Source organism: Mucilaginibacter sp. 22184, from assembly GCF_052045695.1.
In the GTDB taxonomy this organism is placed as follows: Bacteria; Bacteroidota; Bacteroidia; order Sphingobacteriales; family Sphingobacteriaceae; genus Mucilaginibacter.
In genome coordinates, this window is the sequence record NZ_JBQEPI010000015.1 from 62,511 (window position 1) to 86,317 (window position 23,807).

General features: G+C 46.0%; 19 protein-coding genes. 8 read left to right on the forward strand and 11 right to left on the reverse strand.

Annotated elements, in window-relative coordinates:
• Nucleotides 1–138 precede the first annotated feature (138 nt).
• Nucleotides 139–2,169, forward strand: a complete 2,031-nt coding sequence (locus tag ACTJKG_RS26225) for a PAS domain S-box protein (protein WP_440740846.1) — start codon at nt 139–141, stop codon at nt 2,167–2,169.
• Nucleotides 2,170–2,713: 544 nt separating this feature from the next.
• Nucleotides 2,714–3,184, forward strand: coding sequence for a carboxymuconolactone decarboxylase family protein (locus tag ACTJKG_RS26230; protein ID WP_172338278.1), 471 nt, complete (start codon nt 2,714–2,716; stop codon nt 3,182–3,184).
• A 490-nt stretch (nt 3,185–3,674) separates the two neighbouring features.
• On the opposite strand, the gene ACTJKG_RS26235 is transcribed toward ACTJKG_RS26230, so the two are convergent.
• Both ACTJKG_RS26235 and ACTJKG_RS26240 read right to left on the reverse strand, forming a co-directional pair.
• Entirely contained in the window at nt 3,675–5,060 is a 1,386-nt protein-coding gene (locus ACTJKG_RS26235; RefSeq protein WP_172338277.1) for a GDSL-type esterase/lipase family protein, read from the reverse strand.
• Between the two features lie 7 nt (nt 5,061–5,067).
• A complete protein-coding gene (locus ACTJKG_RS26240) occupies nt 5,068–7,227 on the reverse strand; it encodes a DUF5703 domain-containing protein (RefSeq protein ID WP_440740847.1) in 2,160 nt (719 codons plus the stop codon).
• 301 nt (nt 7,228–7,528) lie between these two features.
• On the opposite strand from ACTJKG_RS26240, the gene ACTJKG_RS26245 reads away from it, so the two are divergent.
• The 3 genes from ACTJKG_RS26245 to ACTJKG_RS26255 all read left to right on the forward strand — a co-directional run bounded on the left by ACTJKG_RS26245 (nt 7,529) and on the right by ACTJKG_RS26255 (nt 9,973).
• Nucleotides 7,529–8,416 (forward strand): oxidoreductase, encoded by an 888-nt coding sequence (locus ACTJKG_RS26245; RefSeq protein WP_172338275.1) that lies wholly within the window; start codon nt 7,529–7,531, stop codon nt 8,414–8,416.
• A gap of 80 nt (nt 8,417–8,496) precedes the next feature.
• Nucleotides 8,497–9,303, forward strand: coding sequence for a helix-turn-helix domain-containing protein (locus tag ACTJKG_RS26250; RefSeq protein ID WP_172338274.1), 807 nt, complete (start codon nt 8,497–8,499; stop codon nt 9,301–9,303).
• 259 nt (nt 9,304–9,562) lie between these two features.
• A complete protein-coding gene (locus tag ACTJKG_RS26255) occupies nt 9,563–9,973 on the forward strand; it encodes a nuclear transport factor 2 family protein (RefSeq protein WP_172338348.1) in 411 nt (136 codons plus the stop codon).
• Nucleotides 9,974–9,984: 11 nt separating this feature from the next.
• Here the strand turns inward: ACTJKG_RS26255 and ACTJKG_RS26260 are convergent, their stop codons facing one another.
• Both ACTJKG_RS26260 and ACTJKG_RS26265 read right to left on the reverse strand, forming a co-directional pair.
• Nucleotides 9,985–10,260 carry a hypothetical protein gene (locus ACTJKG_RS26260; RefSeq protein WP_440740848.1) on the reverse strand — a complete coding sequence of 92 codons (276 nt, stop codon included), beginning with the start codon at nt 10,258–10,260 and terminating at the stop codon, nt 9,985–9,987.
• 18 nt (nt 10,261–10,278) lie between these two features.
• Nucleotides 10,279–10,449 (reverse strand): hypothetical protein, encoded by a 171-nt coding sequence (locus ACTJKG_RS26265; protein ID WP_172338346.1) that lies wholly within the window; start codon nt 10,447–10,449, stop codon nt 10,279–10,281.
• A 149-nt stretch (nt 10,450–10,598) separates the two neighbouring features.
• On the opposite strand from ACTJKG_RS26265, the gene ACTJKG_RS26270 reads away from it, so the two are divergent.
• Nucleotides 10,599–11,999, forward strand: coding sequence for a serine hydrolase (locus ACTJKG_RS26270; protein WP_440740849.1), 1,401 nt, complete (start codon nt 10,599–10,601; stop codon nt 11,997–11,999).
• Here ACTJKG_RS26270 and ACTJKG_RS26275 read toward each other — a convergent pair.
• Together ACTJKG_RS26275 and ACTJKG_RS26280 are read right to left on the reverse strand one after the other, a co-directional pair.
• Nucleotides 11,988–12,683 carry an ArsR/SmtB family transcription factor gene (locus ACTJKG_RS26275; RefSeq protein ID WP_172338344.1) on the reverse strand — a complete coding sequence of 232 codons (696 nt, stop codon included), beginning with the start codon at nt 12,681–12,683 and terminating at the stop codon, nt 11,988–11,990. The genes ACTJKG_RS26270 and ACTJKG_RS26275 overlap by 12 nt on opposite strands.
• A 10-nt stretch (nt 12,684–12,693) precedes the next feature.
• Nucleotides 12,694–13,164 (reverse strand): DinB family protein, encoded by a 471-nt coding sequence (locus ACTJKG_RS26280; protein ID WP_440740850.1) that lies wholly within the window; start codon nt 13,162–13,164, stop codon nt 12,694–12,696.
• Nucleotides 13,165–13,498: 334 nt separating this feature from the next.
• Here ACTJKG_RS26280 and ACTJKG_RS26285 point away from each other — a divergent pair, with 334 nt between their 5' ends.
• Nucleotides 13,499–14,392, forward strand: coding sequence for a helix-turn-helix domain-containing protein (locus tag ACTJKG_RS26285; RefSeq protein ID WP_440740851.1), 894 nt, complete (start codon nt 13,499–13,501; stop codon nt 14,390–14,392).
• A gap of 67 nt (nt 14,393–14,459) precedes the next feature.
• On the forward strand, nt 14,460–14,870 hold the full coding sequence (locus tag ACTJKG_RS26290; protein ID WP_172338341.1) for an ester cyclase: 411 nt from the start codon (nt 14,460–14,462) through the stop codon (nt 14,868–14,870).
• A gap of 197 nt (nt 14,871–15,067) precedes the next feature.
• Here ACTJKG_RS26290 and ACTJKG_RS26295 read toward each other — a convergent pair whose 3' ends face one another.
• The 5 genes from ACTJKG_RS26295 to ACTJKG_RS26315 form a co-directional block, all read right to left on the reverse strand.
• Entirely contained in the window at nt 15,068–15,553 is a 486-nt protein-coding gene (locus ACTJKG_RS26295; RefSeq protein ID WP_440740852.1) for a peptide deformylase, read from the reverse strand.
• Between the two features lies 1 nt (nt 15,554).
• On the reverse strand, nt 15,555–16,727 hold the full coding sequence (locus tag ACTJKG_RS26300) for a glycoside hydrolase family 130 protein (protein ID WP_440740853.1): 1,173 nt from the start codon (nt 16,725–16,727) through the stop codon (nt 15,555–15,557).
• 285 nt (nt 16,728–17,012) lie between these two features.
• Nucleotides 17,013–19,043, reverse strand: coding sequence for a glycosyl hydrolase family 95 catalytic domain-containing protein (locus tag ACTJKG_RS26305; protein WP_440740854.1), 2,031 nt, complete (start codon nt 19,041–19,043; stop codon nt 17,013–17,015).
• Nucleotides 19,044–19,163: 120 nt separating this feature from the next.
• Entirely contained in the window at nt 19,164–20,705 is a 1,542-nt protein-coding gene (locus ACTJKG_RS26310) for a RagB/SusD family nutrient uptake outer membrane protein (protein WP_172338337.1), read from the reverse strand.
• A gap of 32 nt (nt 20,706–20,737) precedes the next feature.
• Nucleotides 20,738–23,710: a SusC/RagA family TonB-linked outer membrane protein gene (locus ACTJKG_RS26315; protein WP_172338336.1), complete on the reverse strand. Its 2,973-nt coding sequence runs from the start codon at nt 23,708–23,710 to the stop codon at nt 20,738–20,740.
• Between the last annotated feature and the right edge of the window lie 97 nt (nt 23,711–23,807).

A 23,807-nucleotide genomic window follows, 5' to 3' on the forward strand; every position in this document is an offset into this window, starting at 1 on the left:
ATTGCTCTTTAATTAAGTCGTTTGTCTTGTTGCTTTCATATTAAGCAAATAGTTTATTAAATAATGATAAAATAATCAATTTTTATGGTTTTTATTGGCATAAATCAAAATTCAATAACTTAGTTTTGTATCTATACCATGGAAAGCCTTACCGATTTACAGCAGCAGCTTGCACAGTATCAACAACGTGAAGCCGAACTCGAAAAAAGCGAGGCCAGGTTACGTATGGCCATTGCTTCTGCTAATTTAGGTACATGGGATTATAAGCCGCTAACCGGCGAACTTACCTGGTCTGATGAGTGTAAACACCTGTATGGCTTACCGCCCGAAGCCGAAATAAATTTTGAACTTTTTACGGAGCATATTTACCCTGCAGATAGGGATGCCCTGGAGCTGGCTATGAAAAAAGCCATGGATCCACTTGGCGATCATAGCTATGATATGACGTATCGTATCATCAGGTTTGATAAGCCCGAGATAAGGTGGCTAAGAGCACAAGGCAAAGTCTATTTTAATAAACAACAGGAGCCCGAGCGCTTTATAGGTACCATTGTTGACCAAACCGAGGCCAAACTGGCCGAAGAAAAAAGTGCCAAGCTGGCCGCCATTGTCGAATCATCGGATGATGCCATCATCGGTAAAAACCTGGATGGGGTTATTACCAGCTGGAACCCTGCGGCAGAAAAATTGCTGGGCTATACCGAAAAGGATGTTATCGGGAAGCATATTACCATGCTTATCCCCGAGGATCGTCTGGAGGAAGAAGATCTTATTCTGGAAAGGATCCGCAAGAATAAAAAGGTGGAGCATTATGTAACTTTCCGGGTTACCAAGGCTGGGTTGGAGATCCCGGTTTCTATATCTGTTTCGCCCATCCGGGATACTAACGGCCGGGTGATAGGGGCCGCCAAAGTGATCAGGAACAACGCCCATCAAAAGGAAACGGAAGCCAGGCTGTTACGTTACGCGGAAAACCTGGAAGTGCTCAACGCTTTGGGAAAAGTTATTTCGGAGCGGATGGATGTGAGTGATATCCTGCAAAAAGTAACCGATACTACTACCAGGTTAACCGGTGCGGCATTCGGCGCGTTTTTTTATAACAATATTGATGAGGATGGTGAATCCTATACGTTGTTTGCACTGTCAGGAGCGCCAAGGGAAGCTTTTGAACGTTTTGGGATACCCCGGAATACAGCCGTTTTTCATCCTACCTTTACAGGTGAAAGCATAGTACGTTCTGATGATATAACCCAGGATCCGCGATATGGCAAGAATAGTCCACATTTTGGTATGCCTCAAGGGCATTTACCTGTGGTGAGTTACCTGGCAGTGCCGGTAGTTTCTAAATCGGGTTCGGTGATAGGTGGCTTGTTTTATGGGCATCCGGAACCAGCCAAGTTTACCAGGGAACATGAACAACTGGTATCGGGTGTTGCAACCCAGGCAGCTATAGCGTTGGATAACACCAAACTGTACGAGGAAATAAGTAAGCTTAATGATAAAAAAGAAGAGTTTATAGGCCTGGCCAGCCACGAGCTAAAAACACCTGTAACCAGTTTAAGCGGTTACTTGCAGATATTGAACCGCACGCTTCCGGATACCGACCTTAATAAACCCTTTTTACAAAAGGCGCTGCTACAGGTTAAAAAACTATCCGAATTGATATCCGACCTGCTGGATGTTTCAAAAATAGAGACCGGCCAACTACCCCTTTCTTTTAGCAACTTTAACATTACGCAGGTTGTACAGGAAACTATCGAACTCATCCAGTATTCAACCAAAACGCACCAGATTGTATTACATCATCCCAAACAGGAGATCTTCATTTCGGCCGATAAGCAGCGGATAGAACAGGTTATCGTTAACCTGCTTTCCAATGCCATAAAATACTCGCCCAACGAAAAACTGGTTAATGTGACCATTTCCGTGGTGCATCATATAGTTAGGGTATCCGTACAGGATTATGGCATGGGAATTCTGAAAGAGCACCAGGAACGTATATTCTCCCGTTTTTACCGGGTTGAGGAACTGGCTTCCCACATATCGGGGCTCGGCATCGGTTTATATATCAGTAAAGAGATCATTACCCGCCATCATGGTAAGCTCTGGCTGGATAGCGAGCCGGAAAAAGGATCAACATTCTTCTTCGAGATACCACTCAACAGGTAATCGTATTTTAGCGGGAAAGCCCAAGGATAAAATGGGGTGTCATGGTGAGCTCCGTCGAACCATGGTGGACAGGCCTCTGCGCGCGAGTCTTCGACAAGCTCAGACTGACAGGCCCCTTCTTGGCGCACCTGTCTTTACCCCGCAGTCGCTCGGCTCCTGCCGAGTGACCACTATTACCCGGCCTCCGGCCGCTGTAAAAAACAAGAATGGTGATGTTTGAATTCGCAGGCCAGAGGCCTGCGGATAATCGTCACTCGGCAGGAGCCGAGCGACTGCGGGGGCGATTTAATGAAAAGGCCCAAGGATAAAATGGGGTGTCATGGTGAGCTCCGTCGAACCATGGTGGGCAGGCCTTTACGCGCGAGTCTTCGACAAGCTCAGACTGACAAACCTTTTGGTACGTCTGTCTTTTCATAAGTTATTATTCCATATACAACCCTAAAAAATAAAAGTGAAATTTTTTTATCAATCATGTCCAGTTTCTCTGATCTCATTCATCATTGGAGTATAAATTAATTATTCATACTCATTAAAGATCAAAAAAATGGAACAACGACTTAATGTACATCAAAAAGGCCCGGAAGCGATGAAAGCTATATATGGTTTGGCTATCTACCTGTCTAAATCGCCGGTTGAAGAATCACTTTTACATTTAATTGAATTCCGCGTATCACAAATCAACGGATGCGCCTTTTGTTTGGATATGCACTCCAAAGACTTGCGTGCCGAAGGCGAAACCGAACAACGCCTGTACCTGCTGAGCGCCTGGCGCGAGGCTCCTTTTTACACCGAACGCGAACGTGCTGCGCTGGCCTGGGCCGAAGCCTTGACCAAAGTTACCGATGGCCCAGTGTCCGACGAGATCTACCGTCATGCCAGCAGCCAATTTACCGAACAGGAACTCATCGACCTGACTATAGCCGTGATCACCATTAATAGCTATAACCGGCTGAACATCGCGTTCCCGGCACCGGTTGGCGCTTACCAACCCGGTCAGTATAAGGTAAGGGCGTAATAAAATAGGTATTTAATTTACCCTTGTGGTGCAGTCCCTAAAAAAAGGTGTCATTTCGATGAGCAGGGGTAGGAGCGTGTAGTAGAGCGAAGAGAAATCTTATAAGATTTGCCTATCTGATGTATAAGATTTTTCGCTGCGCTCAAGAGATAGTTTCTCCTCGTACCTCGTTCGAAATGACATCCTTCTAATACCGATCAAGTTTCCTTGAGAGGGGGGCGTAGGCTTGTGTGATGGAAGGGGTGTATTCATGAAGCAGAAGAACACACCCCTACACCCCTCTCAAAAGGGGAATCGCACTGCCCTCCGCTCTTTTTCCGTATTCCCAACACCTGTAGGCTCCGGCCGAGCGACTGTGGAAAGTGGGGTTTATTCATGATGAAGGCAGTGTAAATCCCTCCCTACTCTCCCGAGGGAGGGAATCGCGCTGTCTCCCGCTCCTTCTGATTTTCTCAATCCTTATTGCAGCAATGAGTTCAAACAGGAAAAATCAATAATTAGTATATCCCGTTGCCCTCAAAATAAAATCAACAATGGGCTGCGGATTGGGCAGGCTGTGCGGGTGGTGTTTAAAACCAGGTTTGTGGATCACGGTGATGGAGCCGCCCAAGGCTTTTACCTTTTGCTCAAACAGCAGCGTATTTTTTGAGGGATCAAGGGCCTCGTCTTCATCGGCCGAGAGATGCAGCATGGGGTATTTCCCGGCTACTATATGCGAAATTTTATCTATCGGGCTTGCCTTCAGCGCCGCCAGGTCCTTTACCTGTTTGAGGTTAAAATCTTTTTTAAGTAGAGTGGAGTCTGACCAAAACTGCAGATCGAGCAGGGCGTTATCGGCATATACCGCAGCTACCTTTGTTGGATTAACGGCTGCCCAGTTATAGATATAAATGCCTCCGCGGCTCATGCCTTCCAGTACCGCTTTCTGGCCCAGACCGCCATCGTGCAGGATCTTGTAAAAATTATTCCAGCGGGTAATGGCTTCGTCGTTGCCCAGCAGTTCGGCTACGTCGCTGTATACCACATGAAAACCATGTTCCAGCAGGGCGATATCTGTTTGCGGCTCGTGGCCCCAGAAGCGTGCCCGCCAGATCCAGGGATGGCCCTTGGCCGCCCGCTTGGGTTTTACCACTTTACATTCCCGACCATCAAGGGTAAATGTAGCGCAAGGATAGCCGTAAAACGAGTCGGTTTTATAGGGTTCTTTGATGGCTTTAAAAATATCAAACCCGTTATCTGGCTTCAGCAATACGGCGTCATACAGTTTTTGGGCAGCGATGGCCGAGCCCTGTATGTTGGGGTGAATCCCGTCGGGCATCAGCTCCGCATGGTTGATCAACGGCGAATGCATATCCAGTACTTCCAGTTTTTCGTCATACGCTACCTGCCTGATGTGCGGGTTTACCTGATTTACAATAACCGGATCATAAATGCCTGTGCTGTCCTTTTCAAAAGAAGGCATAGCCAACAGTAAAATGATGCGCGGGTGCGATGGCAGCTCCCGGAAAGATTTGATGAGCGTGTGGTAGTCGCCCTCAAATTCATTATAGCGCGGGCGATTGATAGCCTTCGCATCATTACCACCCAGATCTATAAATACAATATCCGGGTTGCTTTTCAATGCCTGCTGATAGGCCGGTGTGCTCACATAAGGGAAATTACCTTTGCTTAGTAATGTAGCGCCGCTCACACCAAAATTGCTCACCTGGTAATCCTTACCTAACAAAGCTCCCAGCTGTGCCGGGAACGCCTGTGTTGCCGGATTGGGCAGGGTTGCACCATGGGTAATGCTCGCGCCTATACAAGTAATTCGGGTGATAGCCCTTGCCGGTAATACCAGGCATAAGGCCATGCATACGATGAGAATGTTTTTCATAATGATCTTATTTCTTGCTCATATCTATCACATCGGCCATACGGCTGGCCGGGATAACTTTAAGGTTTTGTAATTTGCCATTCAGTACTTTGCCTTCAACGGTAGTATTGTAAGGGGCGTTCAGCTTAAAATCGGCATTCCACCCGGCGGGCCAGGCGGGTAGCAGGATAATTTTTTTGCCATCGGCTTGCAGCAGCATTTGTTGCAGACCGTTTTCGCCGTTGCCTCCGTTATCTTCGTCTGGATGATAATCATTGCCCGATGCCCAGAAAGCCGGGAATTTCAGATCGGGCGCTTTGCGGGTAAGCGCGGAGCTAACATAGTCTTTGGCCACATCGGCCTCACCCAGCATGGCGGCCTGTATAGGGTCCTGCACCCAGCAGCCTTTGGCGCGTTGTTTACGGGCATCAAAAGTATTACGTGCCAGTTCCAGGTCGGGCTTGCCGATGCCATACAGCCTGAACGGATAGATGGAGTACAGCTCCGGGTTTTCGCTGTTGAATGATTTGGCCGTTTGCGGACCGGTATAAGGCAGCAATAATTTTCTATCCTCGCTTACCGGCAGCGGCGGCAGTATACTGTATAACTTTTGCCATTGCGCCCGGGTTTTATCATCAACAAGCGCAGCAGGCAATTGCAGCATCCGGCTAATCACGGCATGCAGCGCCGCGATATCCGGTGCAGGGTTGTGCACCTTCCAGAACATCTCGATGGCATTGTCCGGATCAAGCAGGAGTTTACCTGTGCTGTCGCGACCAAAATGCTGATCAAAAAATTGCAGCCCCGCGGTGGCTATCGGCAGCAGGGTTTGTTTAGCAAATTTAGCGTCGCCTGTATATTCATAATAGTCGAGCATCATCATGCTCAACTCCAGTATCGGCGTAAAATAATGACCGGTATAATTGGCTTTTACATCCGGGCCCATATATTGCAAGCCACCCCAAAACGGCGAGGTTTCGGCAAAGTAGGCGCCGCCATGATTGTAAAACTGTTTTACCTGCGCCGTGTTAGCCGGTAATATTTTGGCGTACATATTAAACAGGGGCAGCATCATGTCAAAGTCGCCGGCCATGAGGCGAGGCCAGTACATGGCACGGGTATTCTGGAACCAGTATTGCCCTCCCCAGGCTCTGAAATCGGCATTTTGCACATCGGCCTTGCCATCGCGTTTCCAATTAGGATTATCCACCACAAATATCGACCCGTTGAACTTGATAGGTCCTGTACCACGACCCGCGCAGGCGGTAACAAAACGCTGCAATACATAACCCTGGGTAACCTGCCTGGCCTGCTCGTCGCCATTTAAAAATATATGGCTGCGATTCCAGAACTGCCGCCACCACTGCTGATGCGCAGCGCGGGTTTGTTCGAGCCCTAATTTTTCGATCCCGGCTACCTGTTGTTTTAATTTCGACAGCCATTGTTCGCCACTACCGGCAACAGCGGTTAAAGGATAAATAGAGATCAACTGCGAGGTCACTTTGCCGGATTGCAATGTTGATGCATCTTTGCTTACAAGTCCTTTACCTTTTACTATGGCACCAAAGGTCAGGTTAGCCAGGTGTGGATCAGTTGTTGCCGAATTATGATGATACCAGGCTATCTGGTTTTGCTGATTGTTTAGTATGGTATCGGTTTGGCCCGCCCGCCAGTTATCCAACTTTACGTTCACACTTACCAGGCTGCCGCTCTGCGCCTCCACCCTGATCACCGGGTGATTAGCATCCACCCAAACCCGCAGCTTCACTGCCGATCTGCCTTCCCCTTCCTGCACCAATATCTCGCTGTTTTTAAGCTTCAGTATCTGTTTAAAGGCAGTGCTTTTGGTCAATGGGTTGGGGCTCACGGACACATGGATAGCGCCCAGCTTCATGAGTACGCCGCCTTGCTGCATCCAGGGATCTTTTTGCTCCTTGAGTTCGCCACCCCAGGCATCCGTTTTGCTGATGTAGAATACCAGGTCGCCGTTCTTCTCTACCCACACATTAAGGCCGATATCGCCATTACCCAGGGGCATTGATTGTGCCGATGTTGGTCCGGGCGTATCCCAGGTTACGTTGTATTGGTTAAGCAGGGTATCCTGTTGAAGGGGTTTGGCAAACGCGGTTGAGGTCAACGCAATCGATGTCAGGCCAAGGCTTAATTGTCCGAAGTACTTTTTATACATATTGGTCTATTTGCGGAATGGTGTTAGTAATTGGTTTGGAATAACAATAATAGGTTAATTGGTGATACAAATAAACCAAGGGAACTTAATAAAATATTAAAAAAGGATTAACCCGGGGGAAGCCTCACCTAAATCCTCTCCAAAGGAGAGGACTTTCCAAATTTTCTTTTTTAGCCCCCTCTCCAAAGGAGAGGGTTGGGGTGAGGCTCTGAACGTTTCAACAAAGCAACTTGAGCGTTTCAACAAAGCGGCATCCTCAAATACTACCCACCTTTGTTATACAAACAAAATAAAAAATACAATGACAAAAATATGGTTTATAACAGGTAGCTCCCGCGGATTGGGACGCAGCCTAACAGAAGCAGTACTGGCCAAAGGCGATAAAGTTGCTGCTACGGCCCGCAAACCCGAACAATTAAAAGACCTGGCCGCTCAATATCCCGGTCAGTTATTTCCGGTGCAATTGGACGTAACCAACAAAGCACAGATCGTTAAGGCTGTTGAAAGCACCATCGCCCATTTTGGCCGTATCGACGTACTGGTGAACAATGCCGGTTTTGGCATCATTGGCGCTGCCGAAGCTTTTACGGATGAGCAGGTTCGCAGCCAGCTGGAAACCAACCTGTATGCTCCTATCGAAATCACCCGTGTGGTATTGCCTTATATGCGTAAGCAACGCTCGGGCCGTATTTTGCAGATCAGCTCGGTTGGCGGGCGCGTGGGTAATGCCGGACTAACCATGTACCAGGCAGCCAAGTTTGGTCTGGGTGGTTTCAGCGAAGCGCTGGCCAAAGAGGTAGCCGATCTGGGCATCCATGTAACCTGTGTGGAACCAGGTGGTTTCCGTACCGACTGGGCAGGCGATTCCATGACCTACGCCCCATTGGTTGAGGGTTATGAATCAACCGTAGAAGCCCGTACCAATTTTTTCAAAAGCGGTAAATTTGTACCCGTAGGCGATCCGGATAAAGCGGCCAAAGTAATGGTGGAACTCGTTGACAATCCAGAGCCACCAACACACCTGGTACTGGGCAGTGAAGCTATCGCTTTATTAAAAAATGCCGATAGCCAGCGTGCTGCCGAAATGGAAAAATGGCTACCGGTGAGCCTTTCTACAGACCACCATGAAGCCGAAGATTTCTTGGAAACAGAAATGGGTAAAAATCTCATCAACAAGAAGGGCAAATAATCATTTGATATAGGATATCCCCAACAGGGTCATCTGCAATTTGCGGGTGATCCTGTTTTAATTTTTTAAATTTGATTTATATGCTAAAAGAGAACGAACTAAGTCCGCAATCAGAGATCCATTACTCCTGTTATTATACCCGGAGCCGTGGCGGCGAACAGTTTATCCCGGAGCATGCTTTCAGCTTCCAGATCTCGGGCGACCTTACCCTTACCGACGCGAATAAAGTATATCACTCCGGTCCCGGCGATTTCAGGCTGAGTCGGCGCAACCAGCTGGTTAAATTCCTGAAACAGCCCCCTCCAGGCGGCGAGTTTAAATCGGTATCGGTGCTCCTGGACCAGCAAACGCTCCGCAATTTTAGTATGGAATATGGCTATACGGCGCAAAAGCAATATGAGGGCGATAGCATCGTCGTCCTAAAACCTAACGCGCTTTACAAAAGCTTTATGGATTCGTTGCAGCCTTATGAACATATTCAGCTACCCATGGATAAAAACCTGCTGGCTATCAAATTGCGTGAGGCCATCCTAATATTGCTACAGGGCAACCCCGAACTTAAAGATGTGCTGTTTGATTTTAGCGAGCCTGGTAAAATTGACCTGGAAGGCTTTATGAATAAAAATTTCCACTTTAACGTACAGCTCAAAAGGTTTGCGTATTTAACCGGCCGTAGCCTGGCCACTTTTAAGCGCGATTTTGAAAAGATCTTCCACATCACCCCAAGCCGCTGGTTACAGCAAAAAAGATTGCAGGAGGCACACTACCAGATCAAGGAACAAGGCAAGGCCCCATCTGATGTTTACCTGGAACTGGGCTTTGAGGATCTTTCACACTTCTCCTATGCTTTTAAAAAAACATTTGGTGTGGCGCCATCGAGGGTGTGATGTAGTGATATATCGATAGTATGACGCATAGCCGACTCTCCCGGTCTGCGCTTTGCTGGACCACCCTCTCTCCGGCTTCGCCGCAAAGAGGGTAAAGAAAAAAGAAAGCCCCTCTATGTGCGAAGCGGAGAGAGGGGTGACGAGCGAAGCGATGTCGGGGTGAGTCTACTCTCCCACAAGACTTTTCAACGATCCACACCATACAATCAGTAAATGATACCATTAGGATTGGTATTCGCCTGCTTATATTTGTTTCACCATGGAACAAAAACTACCATTACCACCGTTTACCTTCGAAACGGCAACCCAAAAAGTTCAGCTGGCCGAGGATGCCTGGAACAGTCAGGACCCTGAACGGGTATCTTTAGCTTACACCATTGACAGCGAATGGCGCAACCGCTCGCAGTTTATCAATGGCCGGGCCGAGATCGTAAAATTCCTGACTGCCAAGTGGCAAAAAGAACTTGACTATAAACTAAAAAAGGAACTTTGGGCTTTTACCGATAACCGGATAGCCGTACGCTTTGAGTATGAGTACCACGATGCCGCCGGGCAATGGTACCGCGCCTACGGTAACGAAAACTGGGAGTTTAACGAGCATGGCCTGATGCAAAAAAGATACGCCAGTATTAATGATGTGCTTATTAACCCCGAAGACCGCCGGTTATAAGCAACTATTGCTTAGTTAATTAACGCAGGGGCCTTTACAATCTGTAATATCATATTAATGATAGCGGCCGGGCCTTTGCCTCTTTTGGCCATCTTTTTAAACTTTTCCCAGGCTTCTTCTATATCGATTTGGCTTTCGGGTTTTACCAGCTCGCAGATCTCCCATACCAGTTTAAACTGTGTAAAATATTCTAAATTCTGCTTACTGGCGGCTATCCATTTGTCAATCGTTTCTATCTCGGTCAGCCTGGCTTCGCCCAGCATATATTTGGTTAATAGCCTGTCCATCGTGTTCATATCCATAAATTACAGACTGCTGGTTACATACCAGATGATCATGGGCAAATCATCAACCAGTTTAAAATGAAGCGCCTTTAAGGCCCTGTCTATATGATCTTCTATTATTTTCAAGGGGTTATTGCTTTCGTACTTTACCGCGCCAAAACTATCTGGCTGGCAATGGCTTATATCATTCATGGTTTTACTGATGTTTATTTTCACTAAAACACTCCCGGGTCAATTTACCCCTACCGGAATATAAAATTTATTTGATCTGCACCAGATCATCTGTAACGAATTGGAGATTACAGCGTCTTTTAATTAGTTCGCCTACTAATCCTCATTACATGAAAAAGATAAGCTGTGCTGTTATTTTACTCCTGGCTTTCACCCATGCATTTTCACAGGAGAAAAAGATAAGATCCTTTGCCGATGAGTATGGCATCCAGGGGCTGCAACTGGTTTATGTTAAGGGCAACCAAACCCAGGCGTACAACATCGGCACAGTAAATAAGGGATCGGATAAAAAAGTAAGCTCCAATACCATTTATGAGGCGGCTTCATTAAGTAAATGCATTTTCGCCTATACGGTAATGCGCCTGTATGACAGGGGCATCATTAGTCTGGACACGCCGTTATTACATTATACCGGCAGCTACGAACGGTTTGACCCCAAAGATGCCCGCTACGCCAAAATAACCGCGAGGATGGTATTAAGGCATACCACGGGCTTACCTAACTGGGGCGACGACAAAGGCGCCCGGTTATTATTTACGCCCGACAGCTGTTTCTCCTATTCTGGCGAAGGCTATGTGTTTTTACAAAAAGCAGTCGAAAAACTAACGCGTAAATCACTAAACACCCTGGTGCAGGAAGAGGTATTCATCCCTTTTAAAATGACCAACAGCAGTTACGTATGGGAAAGCAAATTTGATACTCTGTCGGCATTTGGCAATAGCCCCGAAGCTATCACCCGGCATAAAAATGCTAACGCGGCTTATAGCCTGCTCACCACCGCCCATGATTATGCACTTTTTTTACAGGCCTTACTGGCCGGGCAGGGCTTAAAACCGGCTACCCGCCAGCTAATGTTTGAAAAATCAAGCTCGGGAAACCGCTTTGACCATCCCATCATCGAAGCTAATCAACATATTGACTGGGGATTGGGCATAGGTTTACAGCAAAATGAACTGGGCAAATCCATCTGGCACTGGGGCGATAATGGCGACTTTAAAGGTTTCTTTATCGCTTTTCCAGATCGGCAGGAGATCCTGGTATATTTTACTCACAATCCTTACGGCTTAAATATTACCGCCGATATATTGAATACATTTTTTGGCAAGCAAACCTGGTGGCAGGCCCAATGGCTCGACTATGGATTTAAATCGCCCAAGGCCATTAAAGATTTACGCGCCAAACTGGCCAAACGGGGCTACAGTCACGCTATAGATATAGCAGCAAAAGAAAAGAAGAAAGATTCCGCCTATCAACTACCCGAAGATGATTTAAATAGCCTGGGATATATACTGATGTCTGAGAACAAAAAAAAGGAGGCGGCAGAAGTGTTTAAACTCAATGTAAGTTTATACCCCGGCAGCGCCAATACTTACGACAGCCTGGCCGAGGCATACGAGGCTTTGGACGAACGGGAGCTGGCCCTTAAAAATTACAAACATTCACTGGAGCTAAACCCGAAAAATAACAATGCCGCAGAGCATATTAAGAAACTGGAGCTGCTACCCCTTTAAATCGATATTCAATCGCTGCTTCAGTTCAAATTCGCCTTTGGAGGTGATGAGCAAGCTTCTTTTTTGATAAACTTTTCGGAACCAGCCCTCCTTCAGAAAATATTGCAGCATGGCCGCGCCGAGTCCGCCCGCCAGGTGCGGGGTTTTCTCGGTCCAGTCGATACATTTCAGGGCAAGCGGTCTTTTGGCAACCGCTAACTGTGGAATATCTATATCCAACTCTTTAAACCAGCTGATGCCCTGGAGCGTAACGCTGAACTCCTTGAGATGATCGGGGTGATCAGTTATCAATCCTTTTTTGAGCAGTGCTTCGGTTACCTGTACCCCGGCCAACCCCGCCAGGTGATCGTAACAGCTACGTGCCGCCCTTACCTCCCGCTGAGCATGGCTAAGATTGATCTCTTTTGGTTTTGAAAAAACATTACTCAGTGTTTCTACAGCCACCGCTATCTCGGGATTGGCATATACAAAATATTTGTGCTTACCCTGTTTCTGCACCTTGAGTATCCCTGCCTCTACCAGCTTTTTAAGATGACTACTGGCCGACTGCGGTGTAATATTAGCCGCGATGGCCAGGTCGCCGGCAGATACGGGCTTGCCGTCAAACAGTTCCCAGATCATGGCGGCACGGGCTGGTTCGCCAAACAGCGCCGCCGCTTGTTTAAAACTACTCAGGTTAGTCATACTTTTTTGGTTAGTCCCAAATTTGGGGACGGTCAACATTCATTGTTCTCAGGTAGGATAGCAACTGCCCGGTATGTATAGCCTCGTGATAGGCTATCCTTTGCAAATAATCGCCCAGTTTACGTCGTAGATTGGCCTTCGGCCTTACAATCTCTATTTCTTCCAATTCTCTTTCTGAAAATCCGCGTATCACTTCTAAAAAAGCAGCATGATGAGGTGCTGCAAATGCTATTTCCTCTGCAATGCTCGTATATGGCTTATCCTGCCATGGGGTGATCAACTCTCCCAGATCTCCCCGGTTAATCACAATCTGCTGATAAATATACTGGCTTTCGATAATATGACGGATAATTTCGATGCAGGTCATTGCCTCCGCATCGGGTTTCCAATCGTATTTATCTTCGGGTATGCCGAGCCATACTTTGATGCTGCGGCGCCTTATTTCTTTAAAATTTAAACAGATAACTTCCTGGCTATTCATATTGTATTATTATTTGATGTAAAAATACAACTGCTAAATAGATTACACTTCGGACTGGATTTAACTGTGCGCATAAAAAAGCAGGAGCCCGGCTTTTTAGGGTCGGGCATCCTGCAACACACAAATTAAAAATTAAACCTTATCATGTATACAACACGCGCAGAGGCTTTTACCCTTACCGTTATTTGAAAAAATAATTGGTGATACGAATAAGAGAAATGGGCGTCATGCTGAGCGCCGTTGAAGCAGGTGGGCAGGACTCTGCACACGCCCTTCGACGAGCTCAGGGTGACAGGCCTTTGGTGATAATGTTCGTTATTCTTTAATTTGCACTATGGCTCTATCTGCAAAAGATCATATCATACCGCAATACTCCTTCCAGGAAATGTTTCCGGCAGGTAACGGCATGTTTGAGCTGGTTGAAGCCAAGGGAGAGTTCAACAAACATAAGGCAATGTTCCTGGTACCACACCGGCGGGATTATTACCAGTTGGGACTGGTTGATGAAGGCGACGGGAAGCACTGGGTCGACTCTACCCTATACCAGCTTGATCCTAATTGTTTTTACTTTTCTACGCCGCAGCAGGTTCATATCAAAGAGCAGGCTAAACCCTTTATGGGCATAAATATTTGTTTTACCCGCGAATTTATCGAACTGGAAAGTAACCGGCTGTTCCGGGACCTTCCTATCATTACCAACCCGCAAAATGGGCATGAGCTGAAACTACAGGCTGCCGACCGTGATTTTATCCGCCACATCATTGCCCTGATGCTGGAGGAGCAGCATCAACACCAAAGCTGGAAAAACGCCGCCTTGCAGGCTTATCTGCATAATCTGCTCATTTATCTTAGCAGGCTTTATGAGCAGCAGTTTATGGCCACAGAACAAAATACCGACCGACAGTTACTCCGCCAGTTTACCGCCTTAATAGCAGAACATTACCTGCAATTGCACGAAGTAGCCACCTATGCTCAATTACTAAATATTTCGACAGGACATCTAACGGCCATTGTGAAAGCCCAAAGTGGTAAAACGCCCATTCGGCATATTCATGAACGATTGATGATTGAAGCCAAACGACTGCTTTTTCATACGGAGCACTCCGTTAAGGAAATTGCTTTTGAACTGGGCTTCGAGGACGATGCCTACTTTAATCGTTTTTTTAAACGCCTGGAAAATTTAACCCCGACAGAGTATCGCAGAGCCATCCTTGAAATTTACCGTTAATGCACTGTTTTGTACCATCGGCGTTAAGCCATACCCGGTAATTTTGCCCCTACGTAAAAGATAAAACATGACAGAACAGGAATTAAACAAAGCAGTAGTAACCCGTTTTAACCACGAGGTTTTAGAGCAAGGCAATTTTAACGTTTACCAGGAAATTGTAAGCCCCCATTTTATAAACCACACCGCCCCGGCAGGCGCCGACAATGGCTTCCAGGCCACTTTTGATTTTGTGGACCAGGTGGTTAAAAAAGCTTTCCCTGATCTTCGGATAGAGATCAAAAACATGGTAGCCGAGGGCAATAAAGTATTTACCCACAAAATACTACACGGCACCCATCTTGGTGAATTTATGGGGATAAAAGGCAGCGGCAAACAAGTGGTGATACCTACTATGGATATTATTTATTTAAAAGACGGTGTATACACCGATCACTGGGCCATCAGGGATATACAGGATGTGTTGAAGAAGGCGAATTAGGGTTTTATGTTGCCTCGCTGCAGTCGCTCGGCTCCAGCCGACTGACCATTATTACCCGGCCTCCGGCCGCTGTAAAAAAACAAGAGTGGTCATGTTTGAATCGCAGGCCAGAGGCCTGCGGATAGTCGTCACTCGGCAGGAGCCGAGCGACTGCGAAAGGGCCTTTTAGGACTTCGACAAGCGCATTAATCCCATCCTCAGAGCCGCCATTTGAATGCCTGGGGATCAACGGCACGGCTGATACAAAGGATACCTTCCAGGTGATCATACTCGTGCTGCAGCAGCTCGGCCAGGGCATCTTCCATGTGCCATTCCTGCGGTAGCCAGTTTTCGTCGAGATAGTTGATGGTGAGTTTTTTGTGGCGCGACACTTTTACCAGCAGATTAGGAAAGCTCATGCAATCATCCCAGAGCTCAAACTTTTCGTCGCTTAGCCAGGTAAATTCAGGATTGATGAAAACGGTAGGCTGGTCGATATTCATATAGATCAGCCTTTTCATGATGCCCAGCTGCGGGGCGGCTATCGCCCGGCCAAAATTGTATTTAGTACGGATCTCCCGCATCACATTATCCATATCGACTACCCAGCCGGGTACTAAAGGAAGTTCGGTTTGCAAAACGGGTTCGCATTTTTCATATAACCTGGGATCGCCCAGGAGTAACAGATCGGCTAATGTTTTCATATTATTTTACAGGGCTCGTGGCCACTGCTATTTTTGAATCGGCGGTACCATAGTACAGGTACCAATGATTGTCAAATATAGCCAAACCCTCTACAAAGCAAACCTGGTTCACCTGTCCCGAACGCTCGTAGGATTTTTCGGGTTTCATAAAATAATGATCCAGGCGTTTGAGCAGTTTGGTAGGATCATTCTTATCAAACAAAGCCTGCGAGGCGGTATAGGTACCCTCGGCCAGTAATAAGTCGCCGAAGGATGGCACATTACGGCTGTTATAGATGAGCACAATACCTCTATCCGTCAGTATAGCCGGCGGACCAGGTTCCACCAAATCACTGTCGAATTTACCTTCGCGGGTGGGCAGGGCTATTTTGAGTTCGGGCATGTTAAGTGCCTGCGACCGTAATTTTACCGGAGGCTTTTCGCCGGCTTGCATTTTTACAGGCGTCCAGTTGATCAGATCTGTTGAAGTAGCCGTCCAGATCTGGGTATCACCCCAATACATCCAATACTTGCCATTAATTTTGGTGGCTATTACCTTACCGTTTTTCTTATAGGTAGATACGATAGAACCTGACTTGCTCCATTTAACGGCATATTTACCTGTATCGGCTTTGGCAAACACGCTGCCATGCTTTTTCCAGTGAATGAGATCGGTGGAGGTAGCTATCAGTAGCCGCGCGGTAGTACCATCGAAGGCGGTATAGGTCATGTAATAAGTACCGCGGCCGTCTTCCACCACACGGGGATCTTCGCAGCCGCCCTGCCATTCCAGTTTTTGGTAGTCGTCCTTATCGGGATATAATACAGGCGTTGGCTTGCGCACAAAATGTGTGGCGTCGGTACTCACGGCTAAACCAATGCGCGATGTACCCGCTGGTTTGCCTGTACTGTCCTGCGCCCGGTAAAGCATCCAGATCTTGCCGCCACGGTTCACGATAGCCGGGTTAAACACATCTTTTGATTCCCATAAAACCTTGGTTTTTAGTATCGGATCGATAAAATTGCCCCGGCCGGGGCCCAAAACAGGGTTAACACTATCCAGTTTGGTAAAAGGTAAAATGGCCCAGTTATTAGTAGTATCAACCGTAACTGCGACTTTTTTCTGATTGCTTTGACAGCTACTCAGAGTAAGGGTGGCGGCGAGACATGAAATGACAATAAAATTCAGTTTCATAGATGGTAAGAGTCAAGATATTAGAATCAAGGTTCAAGATAGCAAACAAAAAGATTGATCATAAAGTTCTTCGCTTTTAATAATCTCTTATGCGGCAAATAGACCTGACCAAGCAAGCGTTCGCAAGAGCGTAATACTATAAAATTTGTCATTTCGATAGAGCATGGATGGGGATGAGCGTTGTGCGAAAGAGAAATCTTCTGCATAATGCAAAGTTTCTACTTCCAATCGCAGAAGATTTCTCCTCGTGCCTCGTTCGAAATGACAAATTTTATTTCTTCCGAATCACTTTACTACATATGTTTTTTTATCCATACCCACCCCGGTAATGGTTAACGATTTCCAGTTTTTGGGCAGTTTGCTTTTGAGCTGCACAATACCATCGGGCGTAATATCCAGGCCGCCAAAACCCATCAGTAAACTCTGGATAATGCCACCCGCTCCCGTTGCGAAATAAGGATTGGTGCCACCCTTGGTTTCGGCAATCACCCTGAATGGTGGTAGCAGATTGGGCTCATAAGCATCCTTGAAAAAATGATAGGCCTTATCGCCATTGCCTAAGCGGGCGTACAGTAAGGTAAATATACCTTGCGTCATGGCGGGTGTGCCTTCGTTAGGTACGCGGGTTTCGTAATATTCCAGATCTTTTTTAATCTGCGCCGGATCGGTTATGGTTTTCAGTGGATAGGCCAGCAGGTTTACATCGGCCTGTTTAATGCCTTCGCCTTTGTAGCTGGCAAACTCTTTGGTAACCCCATCAGCAAATTGCAGCACCGGGATATTCCTTTCTACTTGCTGCCAATCCTGATCGGCGGTGATGCCCAATATTTTTGCAGCTGCCGTGGCGGCCTGCAGGTTGGCTTTGGCAGCGGCATTGGTATAGGCGTTGTTATCTACGTTTTCGGCCCATTCATCAGCGGCCACCACATCTTTAATATCATAGTGACCTTCGCCATTACGCTCTACACGGCTCGCCCAGAAATCGGCCGTAGCCGAGAGGATCGGCCACCCTTTTTCCTGCAGCCATTGCTTGTCCTGTGTAACACAATAGTAATTCCAGGCGGCCAGTGCTACATCGGCAGTAATATGGTGTTCAAAGGGGCCGCTCAGGGCCCAAACCGGGGTTTCTTCTACGCCGCTATCGGCGCTTTCCCAGGGGAACATAGCTCCCTTGTAACCGTGCGAAAAGGCATTCTGTTTGGCGGCAGCCAATCGCTGAAAACGGTACTCCACCAGCGACTTTGCGATATCAGGATGCATTACCAGCAGCGCCGGATACATCCACAGGTCGGCATCCCAAAAAACGTGACCATTATAGCCTAAGCCAGATAAGCCCATGGGCGATGGCGAATAGGCCGTACCCGCACGCGAGAATGAGTACAGATGGTACAACATACTGTGCACATCCTGCTGAGCCTGCAAGTCACCTTCAATTTTAATGTCGCTTTTCCAGAGCTCTTCCCAGGCTTGTTCATGATATTTTACTAATCGCTCCCGGCCTTCCAGTTTGGCAAACATGGTGAGGCGCTCGGCCTGGTTCAATGGGTCGGCATCGTGCGCTGAGGTAATGGACGAGCCCGCCAAAGCATACTGATATGTTTGCCCCCCAGCAATGCTTTTGCTAAACTTCATCAGGTGCATGTTATTATCCCACATCTCGTGGATCACCCTTGGTTCCTGGCCATGCTGTTCGTTAAATAAAAAGGTATTAGAAGCGCAAAGTTGCAACTTTCCTGTGGGGCTTTTAGCCGTTGATGTGAGCAGGCTGATGGTTACATGCGGCCTGTCTATCTCGTTATAATAATTCTGAACATCTTTCAAAGCATCCGGTGCTTCCATCACGCTGGCAGCGGTGATATTGATAGCTTTTTTAGCGGTGATACTGATATCCATCAACACAGTAAAAGGCAGCTGCCTTAAGGAATAGTAAGTGTATTTAACCGATGCGGCATCGCCATAATCAAATGTGGTGGTAAAGGCAGCATGCTGCATATCCAACTCCTGCTTAAAGTTGTTGATGTTTTTAGCCTCCACCCGTTTGCCGTTTATTTCCAGGTAGCTGTTCAACAGGTTAAAACTGTTCAGAAAATTACTTACCCGGCCGCGACCATACAGATCATACGCACCAGCAAGCACCACATTTTTTACCTGAAACGGCTCCGGCGACGATACAATACCAATCATGCCATTAGCTACCGTAATGCCATAGTAATTGGCTGGGTCTATCTTATCGGCTTTTATTTTCCAGGAGTCCTGGGCCTTTGATATCACGCTCAAACAACAGAAACCGGTTAGTAATAGGTATATTTTATTCATATCAATTATTCTACAATACGATCTGAGCTTCTATGCAATTCTGTCCGGAATCTTTTATAAAAACAATGGAACAGTTTTTAGCTGTTCCATTGTCCAATTAGTATAAATCAAATGAATTTATTAATAACCCGGATTTTGGTTCAGGTTCGGGTTAGAAATTTTTTGTTGTGACGGAATCGGCAAAATCAGGGTATGATTATCTGCCGCGTCCTGTACTTTTTCGGGCACCCTCGGACCAGTATAATATTTAACACCGTCCGCTACTTCAAAACGGATCAGGTCATTCCTGCGCCATCCTTCCCAGGCAAATTCACGGCCACGTTCGGCCAGTAAATTTGGTAATGTTAAGTCGCTCGCGCTCCAAACAGGCACACCCGATCTTGTTCTGATAGCATTAACCAAAGTAAGCGCATCGCCAGGTGCCCCCGCTCTTATTTCAGCTTCGGCCTTCATCAGGTAAGCATCAGATAAACGGAAAATAACACCGTCGTTACTCATATCACCAGCAGTTCCGGCCTGTGGATAATATTTAATACTCCGGGCTCCCGCATACCTGAAAGTATCTGCAGGGTTGCTTAATTGTAATACGTATGGGCTCAGCACTACCGAAAGGTTAGTTTTAACATCTACTAACGGTTGGCCGGTTGAGCTATATTGCTGACCGATAAGCCACATTTTTTTACGGGCATCCTGGTCAGTAAATGATCTGAAGAATGCCGTTGGCGTACACCAGCCATTATAAGGCTGTCCCGTTAACCCAAAGGTTAAATTATTAACATAATTCAGCGTATTCATTTCGATGCTAAAACCTTTAATATAGGTATTGTCAAAAGGCACCACAAATATATTTTCGACAGAACCATCATTAACTACGGCAAAATTATCCAGCATAATAGGCTGTAAGCTATATTGGCCCGATTGTATAACCTTATCGGCAGCGGCAGCGGCCTTAGCCCATTGCGGGGTACCGGTATATACCTGCGCGTTCATATATAATTTAGCTAATATCATATAGGCACCCCACTGATTCAAATGACCATAAGTACTGGCATCTTTTGATTGACCTTTGGTTGATAACAATGGAGCATTGGTTGTTAATTCGCTTTCAATAAACGCGTAAACGTCGGCGCGTGTAGCCTGCTTAACTTTTGAAGGGTCGGTATTATAATCTGTTACCAATGGTACACTACCAAACATATCTATAAACTTCAAAAAGTAATAAGCTCTCAAAACTTTCACTTCGGCTATGGTTGCTGGTGAAACACCAGATTGGCTGGCCAGCAGGTTGAGTACAAAATTACATTTGGTAATACCACTGCTAATATCTCCCCATGCGCCATTAACAGTATTGTCGTCTACCTTAATGTTATGTGTCCAGTATGATTGCCATTTACCACCATCATACCAGTCGTTACCTCTTGTCGGAACAACCATTTCATCGGTGGTAACCTCATTGAGTACAAAAGTATTTCCATCGTTACCTATCGAGGTCATGGCGTTGTAAGCACTGGCCACAACTGCGGTAACCTGGGCCGGAGTTTTTGGAAAATTGTTTTCTGTAGCATTGCTGTAAACATTTTTATCCAACTTGGTGCAAGCCTGGGTAAGCATAGCCAAACATAGCATCGCGCCTATATGCTTTATATTTATTCCTTTTTTCATGTCTTTAATAATTTATCAGTTATAAATATTGACTACTTTAATGAAAAATTAGCGCCAATTACAAATGATCTTGTTTTTGGATATGGATTATTGTCAATATACGATTGATTCTGAGGCGTAACATTGCTTGGATCAGGGGTATATGAAATCGCGTTAGCAATCTCAGGATCGATACCCTTGTATTTTGTAATAACAAACAAGTTGTTTGTAGCCAGGTAAACCCGTAATGAACTGATTCCCTTAATTTTATTAAATGTATAGCCCAATGCAGCGTTGTCCAGTCGTAAATATGATGCACCCTGAAGCCATCTGTCTGATGCTGTAGGCGCGCTTTTTACGCCATTGGTGAGTGCATCTCGGGTAGTGTTATTGCCAGGTAAGCGGGTAACGGTTTCAAATTGCAATAAGGTATTGTTAAATGCTTTTTGTCCGTAAACACCTCTCAGGAAAAAGTTAAAGCTCCAGTTACCATAATTAAAGGTATTTGTTATCCCATAATTAAATTTAGGAGAGGGATCGATATAATGGCTTGGGGGAATGCCACCAGGATATTTATCAACAGTTTGGCCGTCAAATAATTCATTGCCGTTTGCATCAACACCTGTGTAATGAGGCAAATAAAATACAAATGGAGCATAGCCCGGTTTCAGATAAGTAATAGGTGTAGATGATAAACCACGGCCCAGCGCGTTACCCAATGGTATCTGATCTACCGCCAGATTAAACCCATTATATGTTCCGGATAATTTGGTGATCCTGGTTTTCACAAAAGTGATATTTCCCCCTATGGTCCAGTTGAAGTCTTTTCCTACTATGGGTTGTCCGGTTAAACCAATATCTACCCCCTTGTTGCTTAGGTTACCCACGTTTGCCAGAATGGTGCTGTACAGGAACGGAGGTGTTGGCACGTGATAAAGATAAAGCAGGTCCTTAGTTTTATCGTTATAGTAGTCAATATCACCAGAAAGCCTGTTGTTGAACAAGGAGAAATTAATACCAACGTTTGTACCCTGGCGTTTTTCCCATTTCAAATCGGGGTTAGGGTTTTGTGAAGGCTGATAGGATGGCTTATATGGGAAAGTTTTATCGGATGGATCATAATAAGTGTTTCCTGTACCATACAAACCTATGGCGCTATACGGCCCAATAGCATCTGAGTTACCGGTAACACCATAACCGGCCCTTATTTTCAAATCGTCTATCCATTCCACATCCTTTAACAGATCTCTTTTTAAACGGTAAGCCACATCCATAGCCGGGAAATAACCCCATTCATGGTTTGCCCCGAATTTGTTCGACCCGTCTCGACGGATAGAGGCTGTCGCGTAAAAACGTGAATCGTAATTATACTGTACCCTCGCCAGAAACGAAATTAATTTATACTCCGTTTTGTTTGATGTTATCGCCGATTTTTGAGGGTTGCCACCTTGCAGGTTATTATTCAGGTTTTCCGGCACAAGGTAGTTCTCGCCATAAGCGGTAAAATTATTGGTAAAATAATCATTATACTCATAAACACCAGTTGCTGATACGGAGTGCTTTCCGAAAGTTTTATCATAATTGATGTGAATGTTGGTTTTATAAGAATTGGCATCATAACTCTCGGCTTTAGCGTTGTTGATATTCCCCTCTGTAGGGAAAGCCGGGTTAAATTTGTTATTCTGCGTATGATCCGGGTTGGTAGCACCCATTACCCCTATCTTCAAGCTGGGGATGATGTTATAATCGGCCGTGGCATAAAGTATGGCCAGGTTTTCATAAGAGTTATTTAAGGTTAACGCCGCATGCTGAACCGGATTGTGCCCGTTATAATCTAAAGAGTAAGCATAATAGGATCCATCAGCATTATACACAGGATAAGTTGGCGGGGTATTAAACACGTAATCATAATTTATATTATTATAATTCTGCTTTATCCTCGAATAAGTAATACCCATATTAATCTCCAGCTTATTATCCAGCGCTTTTTGCTGAGCGCTAAAGCGCAGGCCCAGCATATTCTTATCGTTATTGATCGCAACACCCTGCTGGTTCAGGTACGATACCGACCCCCTGTAGTTAAAGTTCTTTGATCCGCCCGAAATGGCTACAGCATGGCTATTGGTATAGGCAGTGCGTGTTACAGCTTTTTGCCAGTCGGTATTGCCGCCTTTATCATAAGTGCTTACAGTAACGTTTGGCAGTTTTGATATGGCATCTAAAAATTGGCCTCTGTTTAACAAATCATAATATTTGCTTTGTTTATCAACACCGGCATAGCCATCATAGCTAATGGAGGTGCCGCCTTCACGGCCTTTTTTTGTAGTTACCAATAAAACCCCATTTGCACCACGGGCACCATATATAGATGCTGCCGAGGCGTCTTTCAGAACATCCACAGATGCGATATCGCCGGGAGGGATGTTTCTGAGCTGGTTAGGATCATCAAGCAAAACACCATCCAGAACAACCAGTGGGTTCTGGTTCCCGGTGATAGAAGTTTGCCCGCGTAAACGCACGGTAGGTGTTCCTGTCGGATCGCTGCCAGCATTGGTAATTACCAATCCCGGTACTTTGCCTTGCAATTGTAATAGCGGGTTGGTGGCTTCGCCCTGGTTAAAATCCTTGGCACTGATGCTCGAAATAGCTCCGGTAACGTCTTTCCGGCGTTGCGATCCGTAACCCACGCTCACTATCTGTACCTCGCTTAATGCGGTGGCGGTACCCACAAGCGCAATGTGCACGTTTGTTTTACCGGTAATATCAACTTCCTGCTTGGCATAGCCAATAAATGATACCTCAAGGGTATTATTGCCGGCTGGCATAGAAAGTTTAAAACTACCATCTGGCCCAGTATTGGTACCAATGGTTGAGCCTTTGGCTACAACGGATACACCTGGCATAGATGTACCATCATGAGAGTCTGTAACCTTGCCGGTTATTACTTTGTTTTGTGCCATTACCGACACAGCAAAGAAGCAAAAAATGGCAAGACAGCTTACTTTAAGTAAATTTTTTAGCTGCATAAATTTAGATTTAGTGTTTAATTGGTTTGTTATAAATGTAAACTATTAATTTATCATACAAAATAACTATAAATGTTATTTTGTACTAATAAATATT

Bases quoted from the DNA above. Each gene is read 5' to 3' on its own strand.
- ACTJKG_RS26235 (WP_172338277.1), bottom strand. From the start codon at position 5,060: ATGAAAAACATTCTCATCGTATGCATGGCCTTATGCCTGGTATTACCG.
- ACTJKG_RS26295 (WP_440740852.1), bottom strand. From the start codon at position 15,553: ATGAAAACATTAGCCGATCTGTTACTCCTGGGCGATCCCAGGTTATAT.
- ACTJKG_RS26255 (WP_172338348.1), top strand. From the start codon at position 9,563: ATGGAACAAAAACTACCATTACCACCGTTTACCTTCGAAACGGCAACC.
- ACTJKG_RS26305 (WP_440740854.1), bottom strand. From the start codon at position 19,043: ATGAATAAAATATACCTATTACTAACCGGTTTCTGTTGTTTGAGCGTG.
- ACTJKG_RS26275 (WP_172338344.1), bottom strand. From the start codon at position 12,683: ATGACTAACCTGAGTAGTTTTAAACAAGCGGCGGCGCTGTTTGGCGAA.
- ACTJKG_RS26285 (WP_440740851.1), top strand. From the start codon at position 13,499: ATGGCTCTATCTGCAAAAGATCATATCATACCGCAATACTCCTTCCAG.
- ACTJKG_RS26250 (WP_172338274.1), top strand. From the start codon at position 8,497: ATGCTAAAAGAGAACGAACTAAGTCCGCAATCAGAGATCCATTACTCC.
- ACTJKG_RS26270 (WP_440740849.1), top strand. From the start codon at position 10,599: ATGAAAAAGATAAGCTGTGCTGTTATTTTACTCCTGGCTTTCACCCAT.
- ACTJKG_RS26225 (WP_440740846.1), top strand. From the start codon at position 139: ATGGAAAGCCTTACCGATTTACAGCAGCAGCTTGCACAGTATCAACAA.
- ACTJKG_RS26310 (WP_172338337.1), bottom strand. From the start codon at position 20,705: ATGAAAAAAGGAATAAATATAAAGCATATAGGCGCGATGCTATGTTTG.
- ACTJKG_RS26245 (WP_172338275.1), top strand. From the start codon at position 7,529: ATGACAAAAATATGGTTTATAACAGGTAGCTCCCGCGGATTGGGACGC.
- ACTJKG_RS26300 (WP_440740853.1), bottom strand. From the start codon at position 16,727: ATGAAACTGAATTTTATTGTCATTTCATGTCTCGCCGCCACCCTTACT.
- ACTJKG_RS26290 (WP_172338341.1), top strand. From the start codon at position 14,460: ATGACAGAACAGGAATTAAACAAAGCAGTAGTAACCCGTTTTAACCAC.
- ACTJKG_RS26280 (WP_440740850.1), bottom strand. From the start codon at position 13,164: ATGAATAGCCAGGAAGTTATCTGTTTAAATTTTAAAGAAATAAGGCGC.
- ACTJKG_RS26230 (WP_172338278.1), top strand. From the start codon at position 2,714: ATGGAACAACGACTTAATGTACATCAAAAAGGCCCGGAAGCGATGAAA.
- ACTJKG_RS26240 (WP_440740847.1), bottom strand. From the start codon at position 7,227: ATGTATAAAAAGTACTTCGGACAATTAAGCCTTGGCCTGACATCGATT.
- ACTJKG_RS26265 (WP_172338346.1), bottom strand. From the start codon at position 10,449: ATGAATGATATAAGCCATTGCCAGCCAGATAGTTTTGGCGCGGTAAAG.
- ACTJKG_RS26315 (WP_172338336.1), bottom strand. From the start codon at position 23,710: ATGCAGCTAAAAAATTTACTTAAAGTAAGCTGTCTTGCCATTTTTTGC.
- ACTJKG_RS26260 (WP_440740848.1), bottom strand. From the start codon at position 10,260: ATGGACAGGCTATTAACCAAATATATGCTGGGCGAAGCCAGGCTGACC.